Annotated in this window: 17 protein-coding genes and 1 tRNA gene; 8 read left to right on the top strand and 10 right to left on the bottom strand. The window is 70.8% G+C overall.

The window, feature by feature from the left end:
• Window positions 1-42: 42 nt before the first annotated feature.
• Window positions 43-1,206: an NAD(P)/FAD-dependent oxidoreductase gene (locus tag IEZ27_RS49160; RefSeq protein ID WP_189653565.1), complete on the top strand. Its 1,164-nt coding sequence runs from the start codon at window positions 43-45 to the stop codon at window positions 1,204-1,206.
• Here the strand turns inward: IEZ27_RS49160 and IEZ27_RS49155 are convergent.
• On the bottom strand, window positions 1,169-2,065 hold the full coding sequence (locus IEZ27_RS49155; protein WP_189653564.1) for a M23 family metallopeptidase: 897 nt from the start codon (window positions 2,063-2,065) through the stop codon (window positions 1,169-1,171). The two genes, IEZ27_RS49160 and IEZ27_RS49155, sit on opposite strands and share 38 nt — an antisense overlap.
• Before the next feature lie 209 nt (window positions 2,066-2,274).
• On the opposite strand from IEZ27_RS49155, the gene dnaG reads away from it, so the two are divergent.
• Together dnaG and rpoD are read left to right on the top strand one after the other, a co-directional pair.
• Window positions 2,275-4,116 (top strand): DNA primase, encoded by a 1,842-nt coding sequence (gene dnaG, locus IEZ27_RS49150; protein WP_189653563.1) that lies wholly within the window; start codon window positions 2,275-2,277, stop codon window positions 4,114-4,116.
• 355 nt (window positions 4,117-4,471) lie between these two features.
• Entirely contained in the window at window positions 4,472-5,575 is a 1,104-nt protein-coding gene (rpoD, locus tag IEZ27_RS49145; RefSeq protein ID WP_241563834.1) for an RNA polymerase sigma factor RpoD, read from the top strand.
• Between the two features lie 79 nt (window positions 5,576-5,654).
• Here the strand turns inward: rpoD and IEZ27_RS49140 are convergent, their stop codons facing one another.
• From IEZ27_RS49140 to IEZ27_RS49110, 7 genes are read right to left on the bottom strand one after another with little or no spacing between them, the layout of a single operon-like run.
• Window positions 5,655-6,461, bottom strand: a complete 807-nt coding sequence (locus tag IEZ27_RS49140) for a transporter substrate-binding domain-containing protein (protein WP_189653562.1) — start codon at window positions 6,459-6,461, stop codon at window positions 5,655-5,657.
• The gene (locus IEZ27_RS49135; protein WP_189653561.1) at window positions 6,458-7,834 is read right to left on the bottom strand and encodes a hypothetical protein; all 1,377 of its coding nucleotides are present in this window, start codon (window positions 7,832-7,834) and stop codon (window positions 6,458-6,460) included. The genes IEZ27_RS49140 and IEZ27_RS49135 overlap by 4 nt, the downstream gene beginning before the upstream one ends.
• Window positions 7,831-8,475 carry an FHA domain-containing protein gene (locus tag IEZ27_RS49130; RefSeq protein ID WP_189653560.1) on the bottom strand — a complete coding sequence of 215 codons (645 nt, stop codon included), beginning with the start codon at window positions 8,473-8,475 and terminating at the stop codon, window positions 7,831-7,833. The genes IEZ27_RS49135 and IEZ27_RS49130 overlap by 4 nt, the downstream gene beginning before the upstream one ends.
• On the bottom strand, window positions 8,475-9,758 hold the full coding sequence (locus tag IEZ27_RS49125) for a vWA domain-containing protein (RefSeq protein ID WP_189653559.1): 1,284 nt from the start codon (window positions 9,756-9,758) through the stop codon (window positions 8,475-8,477). The genes IEZ27_RS49130 and IEZ27_RS49125 overlap by 1 nt, the downstream gene beginning before the upstream one ends.
• A complete protein-coding gene (locus IEZ27_RS49120; RefSeq protein ID WP_189653573.1) occupies window positions 9,751-10,602 on the bottom strand; it encodes a PP2C family serine/threonine-protein phosphatase in 852 nt (283 codons plus the stop codon). Before IEZ27_RS49120 ends, IEZ27_RS49125 begins: the two co-directional genes overlap by 8 nt.
• Window positions 10,602-12,761: a serine/threonine-protein kinase gene (locus IEZ27_RS49115; protein ID WP_189653558.1), complete on the bottom strand. Its 2,160-nt coding sequence runs from the start codon at window positions 12,759-12,761 to the stop codon at window positions 10,602-10,604. Before IEZ27_RS49115 ends, IEZ27_RS49120 begins: the two co-directional genes overlap by 1 nt.
• On the bottom strand, window positions 12,758-13,924 hold the full coding sequence (locus tag IEZ27_RS49110; RefSeq protein ID WP_189653557.1) for a hypothetical protein: 1,167 nt from the start codon (window positions 13,922-13,924) through the stop codon (window positions 12,758-12,760). Before IEZ27_RS49110 ends, IEZ27_RS49115 begins: the two co-directional genes overlap by 4 nt.
• Before the next feature lie 177 nt (window positions 13,925-14,101).
• Here IEZ27_RS49110 and IEZ27_RS49105 point away from each other — a divergent pair, with 177 nt between their 5' ends.
• Genes IEZ27_RS49105 through IEZ27_RS49095 form a run of 3 tightly spaced genes read left to right on the top strand, consistent with a single transcriptional unit; the run spans window position 14,102 to window position 16,037 of the window.
• Window positions 14,102-14,260: a hypothetical protein gene (locus tag IEZ27_RS49105; protein WP_185844579.1), complete on the top strand. Its 159-nt coding sequence runs from the start codon at window positions 14,102-14,104 to the stop codon at window positions 14,258-14,260.
• A 32-nt stretch (window positions 14,261-14,292) separates the two neighbouring features.
• Complete coding sequence (locus IEZ27_RS49100; RefSeq protein WP_189653556.1) at window positions 14,293-15,567, top strand: amylo-alpha-1,6-glucosidase; 1,275 nt, start codon at window positions 14,293-14,295, stop codon at window positions 15,565-15,567.
• Window positions 15,564-16,037 (top strand): hypothetical protein, encoded by a 474-nt coding sequence (locus IEZ27_RS49095; RefSeq protein ID WP_189653555.1) that lies wholly within the window; start codon window positions 15,564-15,566, stop codon window positions 16,035-16,037. The genes IEZ27_RS49100 and IEZ27_RS49095 overlap by 4 nt, the downstream gene beginning before the upstream one ends.
• A 41-nt stretch (window positions 16,038-16,078) precedes the next feature.
• Here the strand turns inward: IEZ27_RS49095 and IEZ27_RS49090 are convergent, their stop codons facing one another.
• On the bottom strand, window positions 16,079-16,399 hold the full coding sequence (locus IEZ27_RS49090; RefSeq protein ID WP_125633227.1) for a YtxH domain-containing protein: 321 nt from the start codon (window positions 16,397-16,399) through the stop codon (window positions 16,079-16,081).
• 126 nt (window positions 16,400-16,525) lie between these two features.
• Between IEZ27_RS49090 and IEZ27_RS49085 the strand changes: the two genes are divergently transcribed.
• Window positions 16,526-16,597 (top strand) — tRNA-Asn (locus IEZ27_RS49085).
• A gap of 103 nt (window positions 16,598-16,700) precedes the next feature.
• On the opposite strand, the gene IEZ27_RS49080 is transcribed toward IEZ27_RS49085, so the two are convergent.
• Window positions 16,701-17,234, bottom strand: a complete 534-nt coding sequence (locus tag IEZ27_RS49080; RefSeq protein WP_189653554.1) for a hypothetical protein — start codon at window positions 17,232-17,234, stop codon at window positions 16,701-16,703.
• Between the two features lie 530 nt (window positions 17,235-17,764).
• On the opposite strand from IEZ27_RS49080, the gene IEZ27_RS49075 reads away from it, so the two are divergent.
• Window positions 17,765-18,160, top strand: a complete 396-nt coding sequence (locus IEZ27_RS49075; protein ID WP_189653553.1) for a hypothetical protein — start codon at window positions 17,765-17,767, stop codon at window positions 18,158-18,160.
• The last annotated feature ends 277 nt before the right edge of the window (window positions 18,161-18,437 follow it).

The following is an 18,437-nucleotide window of genomic DNA, read 5'->3' as shown; positions in this document are numbered from 1 at the left end:
GAGCGGCTTTCCGGACCTGCCCGCTCGGCGGATACTGCGCGCATGGCCACATTTGTGATCGTCGGCGCGGGCCTTGCGGGAGCCAAGGCGGCGCAGACGTTGCGCGAGGAGGGCTTCGACGGCGAGGTCGTCCTCGCCGGTGCCGAGAGCGAACGCCCGTACGAACGACCGCCCCTGTCCAAGGAGTACCTGCGCGGCGGGAGCGAGCGAGAGAAGATCTTCGTCCACCCCCCGGAGTGGTACGCCGACAACGACGTGGAACTGCGGCTCGGCCTGCCCGTCACCCGCGTCGAGCCCCGCAACCACGTCGTCAGGTTCGCCAACGGGTCCCGCCGGGCCTACGACAAGCTGCTGATCGCGACCGGCGCCACCCCGCGCCGCCTGCCGGGCCCCGCCTACTACCTGCGTACGGTCGAGGACAGCGAGGCGCTCAGGCGGCGCCTGGCCGAAGGCGGCAGCGTGATCGTGGTCGGCGCGTCCTGGATCGGGCTGGAGAGCGCCGCGGCGGCCCGCGCGGCGGGCTGCCGGGTCACCGTCGTCGAGCGCGAGCCCACCGCCCTGCACCGCGCCCTCGGCCCCGAACTGGGCGGCGTGTTCGCCCGCCTGCACATCCGCAACGGCGTCGACCTGCGCTTCGGGACCGCGGTCGCCGAGGTCACCAAGACCGGCGTACGCCTCAGCACGGGGGAACGGCTGACGGCCGACCTCGTGGTGGCCGGCATCGGCGTCGTCCCCGAGGCGGAACTGGCCCGTGACGCGGGACTGGCCGTCGGGCACGGCATCCACACCGACGCCTCCCTGCGCACCTCACACCCCGACGTGTACGCCGCCGGCGACGCCGCCGAACCCTTCCACCCCCTGTACGGCCGGCACGTCCGCGTCGAACACCGCGCCGGCGCCCTCAGGGGCGGCCCCGCCGCCGCCCGCGCCATGCTCGGCCAGGACGTCGTCCACGACGAGCTCCCGTACCTCTCCACCGGCCAGTACGACCTGCGCATGGAGTTCTCCGGCGACATCGACGGCTACGACGAGATCGTCCACCGGGGGTCGGTGGAGGACCTGCGGTTCGTCGCGTACTGGCTGCGCGACGGCCGGGTGATCGCCGGCATGGGCGTCAACACCCGGGACGCCGTGCCCGAGATCCAGGAGTTGATCAGGTCGGGCGCCGTCATTGACCAAAAGGAGTTGTCGACGGGTTCGCCGTGATCGGGCTGTCGTCCTTCTCGTCCTTCTCGTCCGTCTGCGGTTTGCGGGGCTTCTTGCTGGCCTGCGGCACCTTCTTCGGCTTGCACTGGACCACGCAGCCCGGCGTCTCACCGAGCCTGCCGCGCATCGCCAGCGTCTCCTTCCGCGGGGAGAGCGTACGGTTGCCCGACAGCCAGGCGTCCAGGTAGTCCCACGGCTCGACCATGCCCCGGCGTACCCACCAGTAGGCCGGAGCGGTCTTCCACGAGATCGCGAAGTAGAGGTTCGAGCCGGTGTCGCGGGCGTTGCCCGACCTGCCCACCCGGCCGAGCACCTGCCCGGCCTTGACCCGTACGCCCGGTCTGACGCCCTCGGCGACCGAGTCGAGGTGACCGCCGAGGTAGCGCACGCCGTCGTCGCCGATGATCGTGACGAACCTGCCCTCGCGGTCGGCGCCCTTGTCGGTGGAGGGCGCCCACCGGTTCTTGATGTTGACCTCGTCCACGACACCGTCGATCGGCGCGACGAACGAACAGCCCTGCGCGGCCCAGATCGTCGTCTTGGGCAACACGAGCAGGCTGCGCTGGTACGTCGTGGCGCAGCCCTTGACCGGGAAGGCGTAGGTGAACTTCGACAACTTGGGCGGCGGCACCTTGACCGGGTCGTCCCCCTTGGGCGGCTGCTCGGCGGCCTGCTGGGACGGGCTGGGCGAGGGAATGGTCGCGGTCACCGCCGGGGTGGTGTCAGGGGTGCTCGTGGCCGGAGCGGTGGAGGGCGATTGGGCGCTGACGCCCGCCACCCCGGTCGCCTGGGCACAGGCGCCGGTGAGCAGCACGGCGCCGACGACGGCCGCCCATCGTACGAAATGCCCCGATTGCATGATCTTCCCTACCCGTGTCACCGTTTCCACCGACAACCCCCACATTTGTAGCCGACCGCGGGGTTCCGCATCACCAGTTTCCCCCTTTAGCAACCCAGAGGTGACGCACGCCTTCCCTGGGCGTCCACCGCCCTTGCCTCGCCGTTCACCGGGCACGGGACACCCCGCATCGGGCGGAACCGTCGGTCGGGCGGAATAGACTCACCGGCGTGGCTGGCCGGATCCGTGATGTCGACATCGCGCTCGTACGTGAGCGCTCACCCATCGCCGACGTGATCGGCGAGCACATCCAGTTGCGCAACGCCGGAGGGGGCAACCTCAAGGGCCTGTGCCCCTTCCACGACGAGAAGAGCCCGTCCTTCAACGTCACCCCCGAGCGCGGAATGTACTTCTGTTTCGGGTGCGGGGAAGGCGGCGACGTGATCACGTTCGTCGAGAAGATCGAGCACCTGCCGTTCGGTGAGGCGGTCGAGCGGCTGGCCCAGCGGGCCGGCATCCAGCTTCAGTACGAGCAGGGCGGCTACGTCCCCAAGCGTGACCACGGCGAGCGGGCCCGGCTGATCGAGGCCCACAGGGTGGCCGCGGAGTTCTACGCCGAGAAGTTGTTCGGGCCCGACGCGGCCCCGGGGCGGCGGTTCCTGTCCGAGCGGGGGTTCGAGCGCGCCGACGCCGAGGCGTTCGGGGTCGGCTACGCGCCGGCCGAGTGGGAGGCGCTGGCGCGTCATCTGATGGGGCGCGGGTTCACCGCCGACGAGCTGGTCAAGGGCGGCCTGGCGCGGGAGGGCCGGCGCGGGCCGATCGACCGCTTCAGGGGGCGGCTGGTCTGGCCGATCAGGGACGCCACGGGCGACGTGATCGGATTCGGCGCCCGCAAGTTGCTTGATTCCGATGATGGTCCGAAATATCTGAATACGCCTGACTCGCCGCTTTACAAGAAGAGCCAGGTGCTTTATGGGATCGACCTCGCCAAACGGGAGATCAGCAAGCGCGCCCAAGCCGTGATCGTCGAGGGATACACCGACGTGATGGCCTGTCATCTGGCCGGTGTGCCCACCGCGGTGGCCACGTGCGGCACGTCGTTCGGCGAGGAGCACATCAAGATCCTGCGCCGGTTCCTGCTCGACCAGGCCGAGTTCCGCGGCGAGGTGATCTTCACCTTCGACGGCGACGCGGCCGGTCAGAAGGCGGCGCTGCGGGCCTTCGCCGACGAGCAGAAGTTCGTCACGCAGACGTACGTGGCGGTGCAGAGCGACGGGCTCGACCCCTGCGACCTGCGGATCAAGCAGGGCGACGCGGCGGTGCGCGACCTCATCGCGAGCCGGGAGCCGCTGTTCCAGTTCGCCATCCGGAGCACCATCTCCCGTTACGACCTGCGCAGCAACGAGGGCAAGATCGCGGCCCTCGACGCGGCGGCGCCGATCGTGGCCGGGATCAAGGACGTCGGCCTGCGCAAGCGCTACGCCATCGACCTCGACCGGTGGCTCGGGTTCATGGACGAGCGTTTCGTCATGCAGCGCATCGGCGAGGTCGCGAACACCCAGCAGGGGCGGCCCCAGCGCGCCCCCAAGGCGGCGCCCGTCGATCCGGGTGTGCGGGTGGAGGGTGAGCTGCTCAAGCTGGCCGTCCAGCGGCCCGCGCTGCTCGGGCCGCGTTTCGACGCGCTCGACCAGCAGGCGTTCACCGCGCCCGACCACGTCGTGCTGCACAAGGTCATCGTGGCCGCCGGGGGCGCCGGTTCGGCCGGCCACGGCGGCCGGGAGTGGGTCGACCGGCTGCTGGAGCAGGCCCACGACGAGAGCGCCAGGGGGCTGGTGACGAGGTTCGCGGTGGAGCCGATCCAGGCCGACGCCCATGCCGAGGAGCGCTACGCGGGGGCGATGCTGGCGGCCATCGAGGCGATCGCGGTCGACCGTGCCATCGCCCAGGTCAAGTCCCGTATCCAGCGGCTCAATCCGGTGGAGGAACAGCAGGAGTACAACAAGCTGTTCGGCGAGCTGGTGGCGCTGGAGCAGCAGCGCCGGGTGCTGCGGGAACGCGCCGCGGGGAGCTGACCCGCCGGGGTTTTGATAACAGTTCGGCAGCGCGGCCAAGCGGTAAACCAGGGTGGTTGACGGGGAATCTGGACCGGTCCACGCTGCGACAAAACGGGCCACGACACGTCATCGAGGCAGCGAAAGAGATACGTCCGGCCAGAAGGCGTTGCCGGACGTGGGATTCCAGACCGCGTAATTGACTTTTCTTTCCTGATCAAACTTCGGCCAAACCTTTAATCGATCTCAATTCGGTAAGGACGATCGTCTTACCTTCGGCAACAAAAATGGGTCTGCCATTTGATGGAACCAATACTGCAGACTGTCTCCCGTGGGTGCATCGGTGCTGCCAAGCGGACCGCCATCGGTAGATCAGGTGGCGGACCTCGTCGCGAAGGGAAGGGAGCGCGGAAGCGTAACCGTCGATGACGTCGCCGCCGCGCTTGACCGATCCGAGTTGCCGTCCGACGCGCTGGAACGCGTCGTGCGCATGCTCGCCGAGAACGGCGTGGAGGTCCTTGAGCCCCAGGGCGACGAGGAATCCACCCGCGCCGATGAGGAGGACGTAGGCAAGCGCGCGCCGACCAGCGATCTCGTCCGCATCTATCTGCGGGAGATCGGCCGCGTGCCACTGCTGACGGCCGAGGAGGAGGTGGAGCTCGCCAAGTCGATCGAGGCCGGCCTGTTCGCCGAGGACAAACTCGCCAACGGGGTCTCGCGCCTGGCCTTCCCGGAGTTCAGGGAACTCGTCTGGCAGGGCACCCGGGCCAAACAGCGGCTCATCGAGGCCAACCTCAGGCTGGTGGTGTCGATCGCCAAGCGCTACGTGGGCCGCGGCATGTTGTTCCTCGACCTGATCCAGGAAGGCAACCTCGGGCTCATCCGGGCGGTCGAGAAGTTCGACTACACGAAGGGTTACAAGTTCTCCACCTACGCCACCTGGTGGATCAGGCAGGCGATCACCCGGGCGATCGCCGACCAGGCGCGTACCATCCGCATTCCGGTGCACATGGTGGAGACCATCAACAAGCTCGTCAGAGTGCAGCGTCAGCTCCACCAGGACCTCGGCCGCGAGCCGATCCCCGAGGAGATCGCCAAGGAGATGGACCTCCCGGTCGATCGTGTGGTGGAGATCCAGCGCATCGCCCAGGAGCCGGTGTCCCTGCAGTCGCCGATCGGCGAGGAGGACTCCGACCTCGGTGACTTCATCGAGGACGCCGACGCCGTCGTGCCCATGGAGGCCGCCGCCTTCATCATGCTGCAGGACCAGCTCGACGACATCCTGGCCACGCTGTCCGACCGCGAGCAGCGCATCATCCAGCTCCGCTTCGGCCTGGCCGACGGGCATCCGCGCACGCTGGAGGAGGTGGGCAGGGAGTTCGGCGTGACACGGGAGCGCATCCGGCAGATCGAGTCGAAGACCCTGGCCAAGCTCCGCCACCCGACGCGCGCGCAGATGCTCCGCGACTACCTGGACTGACCCTTCGACCCCGCGACGGGCCCGGCGCCAGCGCCGGGCCCGTCCGCGTGCGGACCGAGGTGAGTCTGCGACGCGGTGCTCAGGAACAGCCCTCGAACTGCGGGACGGCGATGTTGGTCAGGTTCAGGCCCGCCTTGTCGAACCACTTGTGCAGCAGCTTGCCCGCGGTCCCGTCCTGGTACATGTCGGTGATCGCCCGGTTCACCGCCTCGCAGCCCGGTACGTCGTCCTTGCGCAGGCCCACCCCGGTGCGCTGCTCGTTGAACTGAGCGTTGGCCAGCCGCAGCCCCGAGCCGTCCTGGTCGGCCAGGCCGGCGAGGATCACGTCGTTGGTGGTCACCGCGTCCACCTGCCTGTTCTTCAGCGCGCTCAGGCACGACGCGTAGTCCTTGAACGGCACGAGCTTGGCCGCCACGCTGCGTTCCTCCACGACCCGCTCGGCCGCGTTCGAGCCCTCCACCGCGCAGATCCGGCGGCCCTTCAGCTCGCGCACGTCGTCGACCCTGTCGTCCGGCCGCGTCAGGATGTCCTGGTAGGAGATGTGGTACGGCCCGGCGAACAACACCTTCGCCTTGCGGTCCATGCTGATCGTGTATGTCGCCAGCACCAGGTCGGCCCGCCCCTGGAGCAGCACCTTCTCCCGGTCGCCGGCCAGCACGGGGATCAGCTTGAAGCTCTTGCCCAGCCGCCCCGCGACATAACGCGCGACGTCGACGTCGAAGCCCTCGAAGGTGCCGTCCGGCTTGCGGAAGCCGACCGACGGAATGTCGGACCGGACCGCGATGACGAGGGAGTCCTTGTCGACGATCGACTCCCGGCCGCCGGTCCCGCAGGCCGCGGCGACCACCGCGGTCAGGGCCAGCGCCGCTACCAGTGCCCGCTTCAACGGTACTCCTTGAGTCTCGGCCACACCCCGGCGATCACCAGCAGCCCGATCCCGGCGATCGCGAACGGGAGCAGCCGCCACAGGTTGTCCAGCGCGTTCTCGCCGGCGTCGATGGCCCGGTCGAAGGTGCGCTCGTGCCGTTCGGCCAGCGCCACCAGGGCCCGGTCGTAGGCGTCGAACGCGGTGGTGACCGGCCCCAGCTTGGCGGTGACGGCGTCGGCCGTCCGGCCGCCCAGCGCCAGCTGCCGGAAGGAGGTGTCGGCCGCCTGGAAGGCCCGGTACGCCTCCAGCACGCGCCGCCCCTCGGGGCCGGTGAGCTCTGGACCGAGCATGCCCAGGGCGTCGTCGGAGCCGCCGGCCACCTTCGCGTGGTACTGGGTCAGGTTGCCCGACTCGAAGTAGACCACCGACTGCGACTTGTCCAGGAACGTGTGCTCGTAGGTGTCGGCCCGACCCTTGTCCAGCAGGTACCGGCTCTGGTCGCCCTGCATGCTGTTGCTGATCGCGCGGGCCTTGGCCAGCGTCAGCACGGAGTCGAAGCCCTGCGCCTTGGCCGTGCGCAGGTCCTCCTGGTCCTGCCCGAGCACGTTCGCGCCGAGGATCAGCGAGACCGCCGTGGTCAGCGTGGCGGCCAGCAGCGCCGGGCCGAACACCCGGCGGAAGCGCCTGGCCAGGAAGATCTGCAGCCAGATCAGGCAGCCCAGCGCGAGCAGCCCGGCCAGCAGGACCGCGGTCCGCAGCAGCGGGACCATGGCGTTCTTGTCGTCGTAGGTGCGGCGCACGATCGTGCCGCTCTCCAGGGTCAGGTTGTAGGCCTGCGGCAGCAGCACCGACCGCATCAGGTCGGTGGCCTGCCGGTAGGTGCCCACCACGTTGTCCGGCGGCGCGCCGGGGGCGTGCCTGGCCTGCTCGTTCAGCAGGAGGGCCTGCCCGGCGAGGCGTTCGTACCTGCCGAGCCCGTCGAGCACCGACTGCACGGTCCGCCGCGTGGCGGCGTCGTCGCCGGCCAGCTCGAACGCCTTCAGCAGCGCCTGGCTGGCCTCCGAACGCCGCCGCTCGTACCGGGCGACGGCCGCGCCGCGCTGCTGGGCGTACTGCTCGCCCATGACCAGCGCGTTGGCGACCTGGGCGTCCATGTCGCTGAGCGCCAGGTAGAGCCCGGCGGTGGCGACGACCTGCGGCCCGGCGTCGCGGCCGATGACCTGCAGTCCGTCGCCGGCGGTCAGGCTGCCGACCCCGAGCGCCGCGAACAGCAACGCCAGCGCCGCCACGGTGACACCGGAGATGACCCGGATCCGGCCGGGCACGCTGTGGCGCGGTACGGGGGTGACCGTCGCCGGGAGCTGGGGCGCCTGGCTCTGCGTCACGGTCACGGCGTCCCCTCCCTGATGGTGATGACGGTCCAGGCCCCCAGGTGGATCCGGTCGCCCGGCCCGATCCGTACGGGTGTGTTGAGCTGCACGGTCCGGCCGTTGACCTGCGTGCCGTTGGCCGAGCCCGGGTCCACCAGCGTCCAGGTGCCGTCGGGCTGGGCCAGCAGCACCGCGTGCAGGTGCGACACGCCGGGGTCCTCGGGCGGGCCGGTCAGGTCGATCTCCGGCGCCAGGTTCCTGGCCTTGCTGCGCCGTCCGATGCGTACCTGCTCGCCGGCCAGCCCGAACGAGCGCTCAGGACAGTACGGCGGGAAGGCGATGCTCGCCGCGTCGGGACCGCCCTCGGCCAGCACCTTCTCGTAGTAGCCGCGGTCGGCGGCCGTGACGGCCTCCCAGCGCGCCCCCAGCACGGGGATCGGGACCGGGGACCCGGCACCGGTGAAGTCGTGGCCGCACACCTCGCAGAACTGCCCGGCCCGCGGCGTCTGGCAGACGGGACAGGCGTCGTCGCCCCCGCCCCCGCTCCCACCGCCTGTGGCCTGAGGCTGCGGCGGGACCACGGCCGTGCCGCCCATCTGCGCGCCGCAGACGTCGCAGTAGTCGTCGGAGCCGGAGGCGTGCCCCTGGGGACAGGTCGCCATCAGCCTTCGCCCTTACGCAGCCGGGACGTGCGGACCGAACCGGTGTCCAGCTCGATCTCATCGGCCTTGTCCACATTTCTGCGCAGACGTGCCGTACCGGTCGCGGGATCGACCTCCACGACCTTCTCCAGCAGCCGGGCGGTGTCCTCACGGCCCGACTCGGTGGCCAGCTCCTTGGCCTTGGCCAGGCGGGCGGTCGCGGTGTGCACGTCGCCGGCGGCGCGGGCGCTGAGACCGTCCTGGATGAGCTCGTGCAGTTCGGCCTGCCCGGTGTAGTGGGCGACCTTCCTGTTGAGCTGCGTGGACTGCGCCAGGTCGTCGGTCCACTGGGCCAGCACGTTGCCGCTGGCCACGACGTCCTGGGTGTCGGGGCGTACCAGCTTCACCCAGCCGGCCCTGATCTCCTGGCCGATCTGGCCAGGCGGCACCTCGACGCACAGGTGGTACTCGCGTTCCTCCTGGCCCCACGAGCCGGTCGGGTAGTCGCCGGTCAGCGGGTTCACGTCGGCGCGCTTGCCGGTCAGGTCGAGCAGCGTGGGGGAGACCTGCTTGACGAACTTCAGCGTGGCCGTCTGCGGCACCCATACCCGCAGCGACAGGTCGGCCACGGTCTTGCTCATCGACGTCTGCGTGACCCGGCGGAAGAACTCGGCCAGATCGCTCTGGTTCCGTACGAAATCAAACGAGCCGAGCATCGCCTCGGCCACCTTCCGCAGCTCGGCGGGCACCCAGTCGTCGCCCACGCCCAGGCTGTCGCAGACGAACTTGCCGCTCCAGCCCTGCAACACGGAGGCGAACACCTCGGGACGCTCGTTGTTCTGCCCGTCGGTCATCAGCAGCGCGTGCCTGATCGCGTTCGGGTGCCCGCTCAGCAGGTGACCGGCCAGCTTCAGCCACTCGCCGATGGCGGTGCCGCCGTGCGCGAGCAGCCGGGTGATCGCCCGTTCGGCCTCGGCGCGGGTGGCGGGCGTGGCCCTGGCCAGGGTCGCGCCGCCGGGGTAGACGACCTTGGCCTTCTCGGTCCCGGCGATCACCGCGAAGTACACGCCGTCGCGCAGGGCGTGCACGGCCGCCGCCGCGGCCTGCCTGGCCTCGCGGATCTTGCCGCCGCTCATCGAGCCCGAGGTGTCGACGATGATGACCTCGGCCGCCTCGGTGGGCGCCGCCTGGGTGAAACCGCCGCCCGAGGAGCTCACGGTGAGGATCGCGTGCACCTCACGGGCGTCGGTGGACAGGTATTTGTTCTGGTCGATGTTCAGCGTGAACGTGGGCTGGTCACCCATGTGTTGCTCCTAGGGGGATGAGAACGATCGTCACGTTGTCCTGGCCGCCGGAGGCCAGCGCGTGGCGCAGCATCTCGCGGGCCATGTCGAGCGGGGTCCCCGCCTGGGGGAACCGGTAGCCGTCCAGGTAGCGCCACAGGCCGTCGCTGCAGACCAGCAGCAGGCCGGGCGCCCCCGGGGCGAGCGTGCGCACATGCAGCGACACCTCGCCGGAGTCCGCGCCGAGCCAGGCGGTGATCTCGCCGGTCGGCACCACGTCGTCCTCGGTCAGCAGCACGCCCTGCCCGGGGTCCTCGCCCGGCAGCCAGTACGCCCGCGTGTCGCCCGCCCAGCTCAGCGTGATCCCGCCGGGCCCGGCGACCGCGGAGACGTACGTGCAGGCGGGGGCGTCGTGCACGGAGGTCGCCAGCGCCGCGACGGCCTTCCCGGCCAGCTCGAACGCCTCCTGCGAGGACAACCCGGCGGCCAGGGCGGCGCCCGCGGTGGACACCGCCGCGGCCGAGGCCTCGTCGGCCCGCGGCGAGCTGCCCACGCCGTCGCACACCACCGTCACGACGCCGTCGCCGGTCGCCAGCAGCGCCATCGCGTCCTCGTTGCGGGCCCGCCGCAGCCCACGGTCGGTCACGGCGGCGGCCCCGCCGTCGAGCACGGTCTCGGCGTGGTCCCTGCCGGTGGGCTGCCGGGCGCCGCAACGTTCGCAGTAGCCCTCCTGGTCCACCGCCGCCGCGCCGCAGGAGGTGCAGGTGGGCGCGCCGAGCGCGTGCCCGCACCGCTCGCAGTAGAGGTCCCCCTGGACGACGGGGGACTCGCACACCGGGCAGGCCCGGCTCGCCAGGGGTTCCATCACAGCCACGTCCTCGGTCGTACGGCGTTCGCCTCGTCGATGAGCGCGTGGCGTTCCTGGCGGGAGCCGGCCGCCACCGCGAGCTTACGGAAGATCGACTCCAGTCGCCTGCGCAGCCCGGACTCGGTGAAGTCGGCCTCGGCCAGCTTCGTCCCGGGCGGCGCGGGGTTGTTCTCCAGCCAGTCCAGCGCGCAGCGCAGCAGCTCGGCGGTGAGCCGGTCGCGGCGGCGCGGATCGAGGTCGACCAGGTTGGCCAGCCGTCCGGCCGCCGCGACCAGGTCACCCGCGCCCACCGTGCTCAGGTCGGTCCGGCGGAACACCGAGGCGGCCAGCGCCACCTGCGCCGCCACCCGGTAGCTGGAGGTGGGCGGCACCTCGTCCAGCACGCCCATACGGCCCGTCCTGGCCAGCCCGAACGCGGCGCTGACGTAGGAGTGGTCGGTCCGCCAGACGGCGTTGTACCAGTGGGTCGCCTGCCGGCCGGCGCACTCCAGCGCGAACGCCAGCGCCAGCTTGGGCGCCGGCTCGCCGGGCAGCGCCGACACGCACGCGTCGAACATCGACACCGCGGTGTCCACCTGCCGCGCGGCCAGCGCCAGCACCCCGCGGTACCAGGTGATCCGCCAGTCGCCGGGAAGCTGCCGGTCCAGCTCGGACAGCGCCGCCGGGGTCTCGGCCGCGGCCACCTCGGCCAGCAGCCTGGCCCGCATGAGCCGCGTCTCGGGCGTCGGCGGCATCGCCGAGAGCCGGTCGAACAGCTCCTTGCCGTCGAACCCGAGCAGGCCCGCCAGCGCGCCGGCCGCCGGGTCGAGCGGATCGACGTGCGGCACCGGCAGCTCGACCGCGACCCGGGCCGGGTCGAGCGGCTCGAACACCTCGTGCCGCGCCTGCGACAGGGCCGTGCCCACGGCCGAGCGCTCCGGCCCGAACAGAGTCGAGGGCGCCGGGAAGGGCACGCCGTCCTCGGCCGCGCTGATCTCCCGCAGCACGCCGACGAGCTGCTCCTCCATCTCCCAGGCGCTCTCGAACCTGTCGGCCGGGTTCGGCGCCGTGGCCCTGCGCAGCAGCCGCGCGAACGACTCGTGCCCGCAGTCCTGCGGCAGCGGATTGGCCACCCCGCCCTTGGCCGGGCTCCAGGAGGGGATCGTCAGCACCGCCAGCGTCCTGGCCACGGTGTAGAGGTCGGAGGCCACGGACGAGGGCCGGGTGTCCAGCTCGGGCGCGTGATAGCCGACCGTCGCCCACGACGTGCCCGGCGGGGAGCCGGCCGGCTGGACGGCGCCCAGGTCGATCAGCTTGAGCCGCCGGCCGACCCTGATCACGTTGGCCGGCTTGAGGTCGCAGTAGACCAGGCCGTTCTCGTGCAGGTAGCCGAAGGCGTGCAGGATCTCGCGGCCGTAGACCAGGGCCTCGCGCAGCGGCAGCGGGCCCTGACGGCGCAGCTCGTGCAGGGACTGGCCGCCGACGTACTCCATGACGATGTAGCCGAGGCCGGCCGAGCGCTGGAAGTTGAAGATCTTGACGATGTTCGGGTGGTCGACCGTGGTGAGGAACTTGCGTTCGGCCTCGGCCGCCGCCAGCGCCTCGGCGTCGTTGGTGTTGAGCAGGCCCTTCAGTACGACCCATCGGCCGTCCAGGTTCTCGTCGGCGGCCAGGTAGATCCAGCCGAGACCGCCGTGCGCCAGGCACCCGAGCACCCGGTACTGGCCGGCCACCAGGTCGTCCTTGGCCAGCTTCGGCGTGAAGGAGTACGAGGTGCGGCAATGCGGGCAGAAACCCTCCGTCAGCCCGGGACGTCCCTGCCGGGACCGGCCCACCGGCTCGCCGCAGGCCGGGTTGGCGCAGAACCGTTTCTCCTCCGGCACCTGCGGATCGGCCATCACGGCCGTGGCCGGATCGCGGTACGGCACGGACGGCAGGTCCGCGATGCCGCCCAGCACCCCGGCCCGTGACCTGCCGCTGCCGCTCACCGGCGAACTCAGCGACCGGCTCACCGGCTGGGTGTTGACCGGCCCCGAGAGCGGCCCCGAGGCCGGTCCCGATCCTTGCTGGGGGACGGACGCCGGCGCGGGGGACGGCGCGGCCGCGGCGTTGCCGCACAGGTCGCAGTAGCCGTCCTCGATGGTGCCGGTGCAGCCCGGCTGCGCGCAGCGGGTCATGGCTTACCTCCGTGTATCGCGCGCTGGTAGGTGTCGACCGCGGCGGCCGCCTCGGTCAGGTCGCAGGGAGCGCTCCACAGCAGGGCCCGTGCCCGCTCGAAGCAGGCGGAGGCGGCCGGGTCCTCGGCCATGCCCTTGCGCACCGCCATGGCCTGGCAGGCGCCGAGCCGGCCGCGTAACTCGTCGCGCCTGCCGACCAGCCCGTACAGGGCCTTGGCGGTGGCCCTGGCCCGGTCGGCGGCCTTCTCCGCCTCGTTCTCCAGGCTCGCCAGCCTTCTGGCGCGTACCACCCAGGTGTCGGCCGAGACGTCGAGCGCGTCCAGGCCGCCGGTCAGCTCCTCGACCCGGCTGCGCGGGCTGGCCTGCGGCGGCAGGGCGATCTTGACCACGACCGCGCCGTGGGCCAGCCTGGCCTCGCTCTCGGCGCCGCGTACCCGGTCGAGGGCGGCCAGCAGGTTCTCGCGGCGGGCGGCGTACTCGCGCTTGACCACGATCGCCTGGTCGACCTCCGCGCGGACCTCGGCCAGCACGCGGGCGACCCCGCCGAGGTCGGGGCCGACGCCCGCGCCCAGCGGGTCGGTCAGCAGGGCCGCGCGCATCCGCCGCAGCTCGGACTCCTGCGCGGCCAGGTCGACGCTCTCGCCCAGCTCACGTTCCAGGTCGCGGATCTCGCGCAGGTCGCGTTCGGCGTCGTCGAGCCGGGGCAGTACGGCGTTCCACACGGCGTCGATGTCGTTGAGCGCCGAGGTGGCCTCGCGGAAGGCGCCGTCCATCCGGGCCACGGTCTCGTCGAGGGTCAGCCGCTCGTCGGCGTCCGGCAGCAGCGAGCGCTGCTCGACGGGTTTGGCCGCGGCCCGGAGCACGACGGACGTGCCGGACAGCAGCTCCGTGAGCTGCGCCAGCTGCTCCGCGCCCAGCTTCGCCCGGGTGGCCCTGACCTGCTCGGCATCGCGCAGTACGGCCCGATAGGCGTCGTTCAGCAGCCACAGCCGGCCCAGCGCGGCCTGTACGGCGGCCCACCGCCGCCCGGTCACCCCATCCAGCGCGGCGCCCTTGAGCAGCTGGTAGGTGGTGTGGGATTCGAGATCGAGCAGGTCGCCGGAGATCCGGTCGCGTTCGTCGGCCCGAGCGCGCAGCGCGTACTCGGCGCCCTCCCTGCTCATGGGTGGTCCCAGACTCATCACGCTCCCCGTGAAGAGGGCCCCCGATGCCCCGTGGTCCTACCGGCTCAACGGGATGCCTGACCGGTTGGTTCCAAAGGGTAGGGGTGACCCTGACTTGTCCCTGATTCAACCCTCGCTCACCTGCAAACGGCTTAAAGGATCTCTTACCGTGGAGACATGGCACGCATTCTTCTGATCATCGCCGCGATCATCGCCGCACTGCTCCTCATCGGCCCGCTCGTGGGCTTCGTCTTCACGCTTCTCAAGTGGGCTCTCATCATCGGCGCCGTGGTCTTCGGTGTCACGCTCGTCTCGAAGTGGGCCAAGAGGACGTAGCTTCCGCCCGCTTCCCAAGGCATAGTGAGTGAATGGAGGCGCGGCCGGCGGTTGACGATGCCGCGCTCGGGCGCGAGGCGCTGGCCGTGCTCGAGGCGAACTGGACGGGCAGCGGCACCGTGCCCGCGCCCGGCCTGTACCCCCACCAGTGGAGCTGGGACTCCGCCTTCGTCGTCATCGGCCTGGCCAGGCACCGCCCCGAACGCGCCCGCGAGGAACTGCTCAGCCTGCTGAGCGGCCAATGGGCGACCGGAATGGTCCCGCACATCGTCTTCCACACCCGCGAGGCGTACTTCCCCGGGCCGTCCGTCTGGCGCTCGCAGGAGCACGAGTCCGCGCCCAGGGTCTGCACCTCCGGGCTCACCTCGCCGCCGCTGCAGGCGCTGGCGCTGCGGTGGCTCTACCGGCACACCGGCGACGTGGGGTTCGTCCGGCGCGCGTTCCCGCTGCTCGTCGCCCAGCACCACTACCTGGCCTCGGCCCGCGACCTCGGCGGCGCCGGCCTGGCGGCGATCGTGCACCCCTGGGAGTCGGGCATGGACGACAGCCCGGCCTGGGACCAGCCGCTCGGCGCCCTGCCGGCCATCGGTTACGGCTACCACAACGCCGAGCCGGCCGAACGCCACCCCGACAGCGACCACGACCGCTACGTCTGGCTGGCGATGCGCTACCGCGACGCCGGCTACCGCGCCGAGTACCTGCGCGACGAGCACCCGTTCGCCGTCGAGGACCCGATGTTCAACGGCATCTGGCTCGCCTCCTGCCAGGCGCTGGCCGAGCTGGCGCCGGTGGCCCGCGCCGATCCCACGCCCCACGCCGAGCAGGCCGAACGCATCAGGCAGGCCATGCTCGACCGGCTCTGGGACGGCTGCTTCTACCCGCGCGACCTGCGTTCCGACCGGCTGATCAAGGTGTGCACGGTCGGCGCGTTCGGCCCGCTGCTCGATCCGGGGTTGCCCAGCGACCACCTGCACGCCTGCGTCGAGGTATTGGAGTCGGCCCGGTTCATGGGCGCGACCGGCTATCCGGTGCCGAGCTGCGAGATCCGCGCCGCCCAGTTCGACCGCACCCGCTACTGGCGCGGGCCGTCCTGGGTGAACACCAACTGGCTGTTACGCCGGGCCGCGGACGTCCACTCGCTCGACCAGCTCGGCCGGCAGCTCACCAACGGCACCCTGCGGCTCGTCCGGCAGGCCGGGTTCCGCGAGTGCTTCGACCCCTTCGACGGCAGCGGACGTGGGTGCAGGGACTTCTCGTGGAGCGCGGCGCTCACCCTCGACCTGCTCGCCGATACCGTGGAGGTATGAGCATCTTTCGCCGCCTGCCCGCCGACGTGCGCCGATCCCTGGACACCCGGCCGGGGGAGCGGGTGCTGACGTTCACCGAGACCGGCGACGGTCATCTGGTGGCCACGAACCTGGCCCTGTTCCTGTCGGACGGGACGCGGGTGCCGTACGAGGAGATCGACAAGGCGTCGTGGGACGACGAGGGGCTGCGGGTCGTCACCACCGCCGGTGAGCGTCACTTCGAGCGCGTCGCCGAGCCGCGGATGGTGCCGGAGACCATACGCGAACGGGTGAACTCCACCATCGTGGTCAACAAGCGCGTCAGCCTGCCGGGACGCGGCGGCGTACGGCTGGTGGCCCGGCGCCCGCCGGGCGGAGAGGTGCTGGGCTGGACCCTCGTCTTCGACGAGGGGCTCGATCCCGACGATCCCGGGCTGCGCGCGCAGGCCGAGCAGGCTTTGGAAGGCGTCCGGCGCAGCATGGGCGTGTGATCCCTCACACGCCCGTGCCGCGCCGGATCACGGGGCGGGCCTCAGTACGGGATGCCGGTCTCGCGGGACCTCCTGTCCGCGAGATCCTCCTCGGGCCACCCGATGCCGGTCTCGGACTTGTCGCGGCCGTCGGAGCCGAGGAACGGGATCCGCTGCTGCAGCGTCCCGCCCACCTTCTCCCTGGCCGCTCCCGCCAGTCTTGACGCCTGCGCGCCGACCACACCCGCGGCCTCCTGGACCCTCGGGCTGTCGGCCACACGCTGGGCCGCCCGCTTGATCTGTTCGTACCGCTCGCGCCCGGCCCGGCTGCCGAGCACGTAGCCGACGGCCAGACCAACCACGAATGTCATCCGATAACGCATCTTGCACCTCCGCTGTCTCCGGGCCTACCCCAGTTGCGATGCGACACGCACTCCCGGAGTGCGCTAATCTATTCCTGCGCACGACGGAAGGGCCCAACAAGCCCGACCAGCAGGGCGAACGTACGATCCCGCGTAGCTCAACGGCAGAGCAGCCGGCTGTTAACCGGCAGGTTATAGGTTCGAGTCCTATCGCGGGAGCTGCGGTCAAACAGTAGTTTGGCAACTCAGGCCCCCGATCTGGAGACAGATCGGGGGCCTGAGTCGTTTCCGGGGTGAGCGCCTGTCGTGATCGGTCGCGTGCTCAAAGTCCTCGGTCGCGAGCGAACTTCTCTCGATCGAGGAAGTACTCAGAAGCGTTGCTCGTGGCCTTGACGACAGCGGGCTCCTCAAGGGGGGCGGGCCATATCTGAAGGTAGTGGTCGTCGACGCCGTCGTCCCTTGCGCCTTCCCAATCCATGTTCTTGACGTGATATCGAATGCGGTAGGTTCCGGGCCCGGCCGGAAGGGATGGCAGAGGATGCGTCACGGCCGCGTCGAAGGTGAATCCGCTCATCTCCACTTCGCCTGAGATGGAGACGTAGCCGATTTCCGCGATGTCCTCGTATGTGGCGAGATCTGCTCCGGGGTCGCGGTCGGCGATCGTCACGGTGAAGTCGGCCGGTCCGCACTGGTGGGTGATGTGAAGGGTGGCCCAGCCCGGCTCGACCTCGATGAAACCGGCGGACTGGACCGGTGTGTCGGCACACCCGTCGAGATCCTTGTCCCCCAGACCGGCGACGCCGCAGTCGGAGACTTCGACTGTCAGGCGTACGGTGCGAGTCCCTTCGTTGTTCATGAAGGGGGAGCGTAAACGCTGCCACCGACAAGGTCGTTCGGGGTGTGGAAGTGGCGCTCGGCTTTGTGGGGGTTGTTTAATCCGGTGGAATGAGGCGCTTATCTGAGCGGTTGGGTCTTTCTTCGTTGGTCGTCGCCTGTCTGGCCATGTTCGCGGGTGTGCCGTTGAGGGTGAGGCTGGGGGCGCCGGGGCGGACGATGCTGGCTCTGGGGATCGTCGCGGTGGTGCTGGCGTGGCCGGGCGTGTGGAGGAGGGCCACTGTCTCGACGGTGTCCAATCGCAGTATGTCGGTGGCGGGGCTGGTGGTGGGGGTGCTGGCGGCCGGGATCGGCGTGGTGAACCTGGTGCTGGATGAGGTGATCGGCTGAGGGCTTCGGGCGGGTCGGCGGGACGTGCTGGGGGCTCGGGCGGCGGCTGTCGTGAGTGGGGCTCGGGGGAAGCTGAAGATCACTTCGGGTGCCTTAAGGCTCGCTTCAGGGGGTGCGGGTGATCCTCGGGATGGTCGAAATCATCTCGGGGAGGAGAATCCCATGTTCAAGCGACGTATCGCCGTCGTCGGCACCGCCGTGCTGCTCGGGCTGGCGGGCATGGCGGGGGCGGCGCTGGCCGACGACGGTGGTGGGAGCAGGTGGCGCGGGTCGGTCGTGACCGAGGCCCGGCCCGTCGGGAAGCTGGTGTGCTGGACGGGTGAGGGCGAGCGGGTCAGGTTCTCCAAGGTCAAGGTCGCCGAGTTCGTCGAGGAGGACGTGATCGGTCCCGAGCTCGCTGAGGTGGTGAGCGGGGAGAAGGTCCTCGCCACGGATCGGTTCTCGGTCAGCGTGCCTGCGGCCGAGCTGCCGCGCAAGGTCGTCAAGCACCGGTTCCGTGGTCGCGTCGTCCACCTGACCTGCGTGGTGGATGGTCGTTCCGACGACGTGCTGCGCTGATCCGGAGGCCCGCTTCCGTTGAGGCGGGTGGATGTGCGGTCCCCTCCGCCGGGGCGCGCCCGGGGAGGCGCGCGTTCGGCGGAGGGGGTCGTTCTGCCCGGGTGGGGGATTTACCGGGTGTAGTGGGTGCGTTACGGGATTTGTGGGTTGCGGGGACAAAGGTGGGGTTGGGGCGGGAAGATGGGGGTGTCGGTCGTTGTGGTCGGCAGCCGCGGGAAGTCGTGACGGTGGCGTGGAGAGGGCGCCGCCGGCAGGACGTGTCGCCGACCCGGAATCG

This window comes from Nonomuraea spiralis, from assembly GCF_014648435.1.
GTDB lineage: Bacteria > Actinomycetota > Actinomycetes > Streptosporangiales > Streptosporangiaceae > Nonomuraea > Nonomuraea spiralis.
This window is presented reverse-complemented; position numbering and strand designations above follow the sequence as displayed.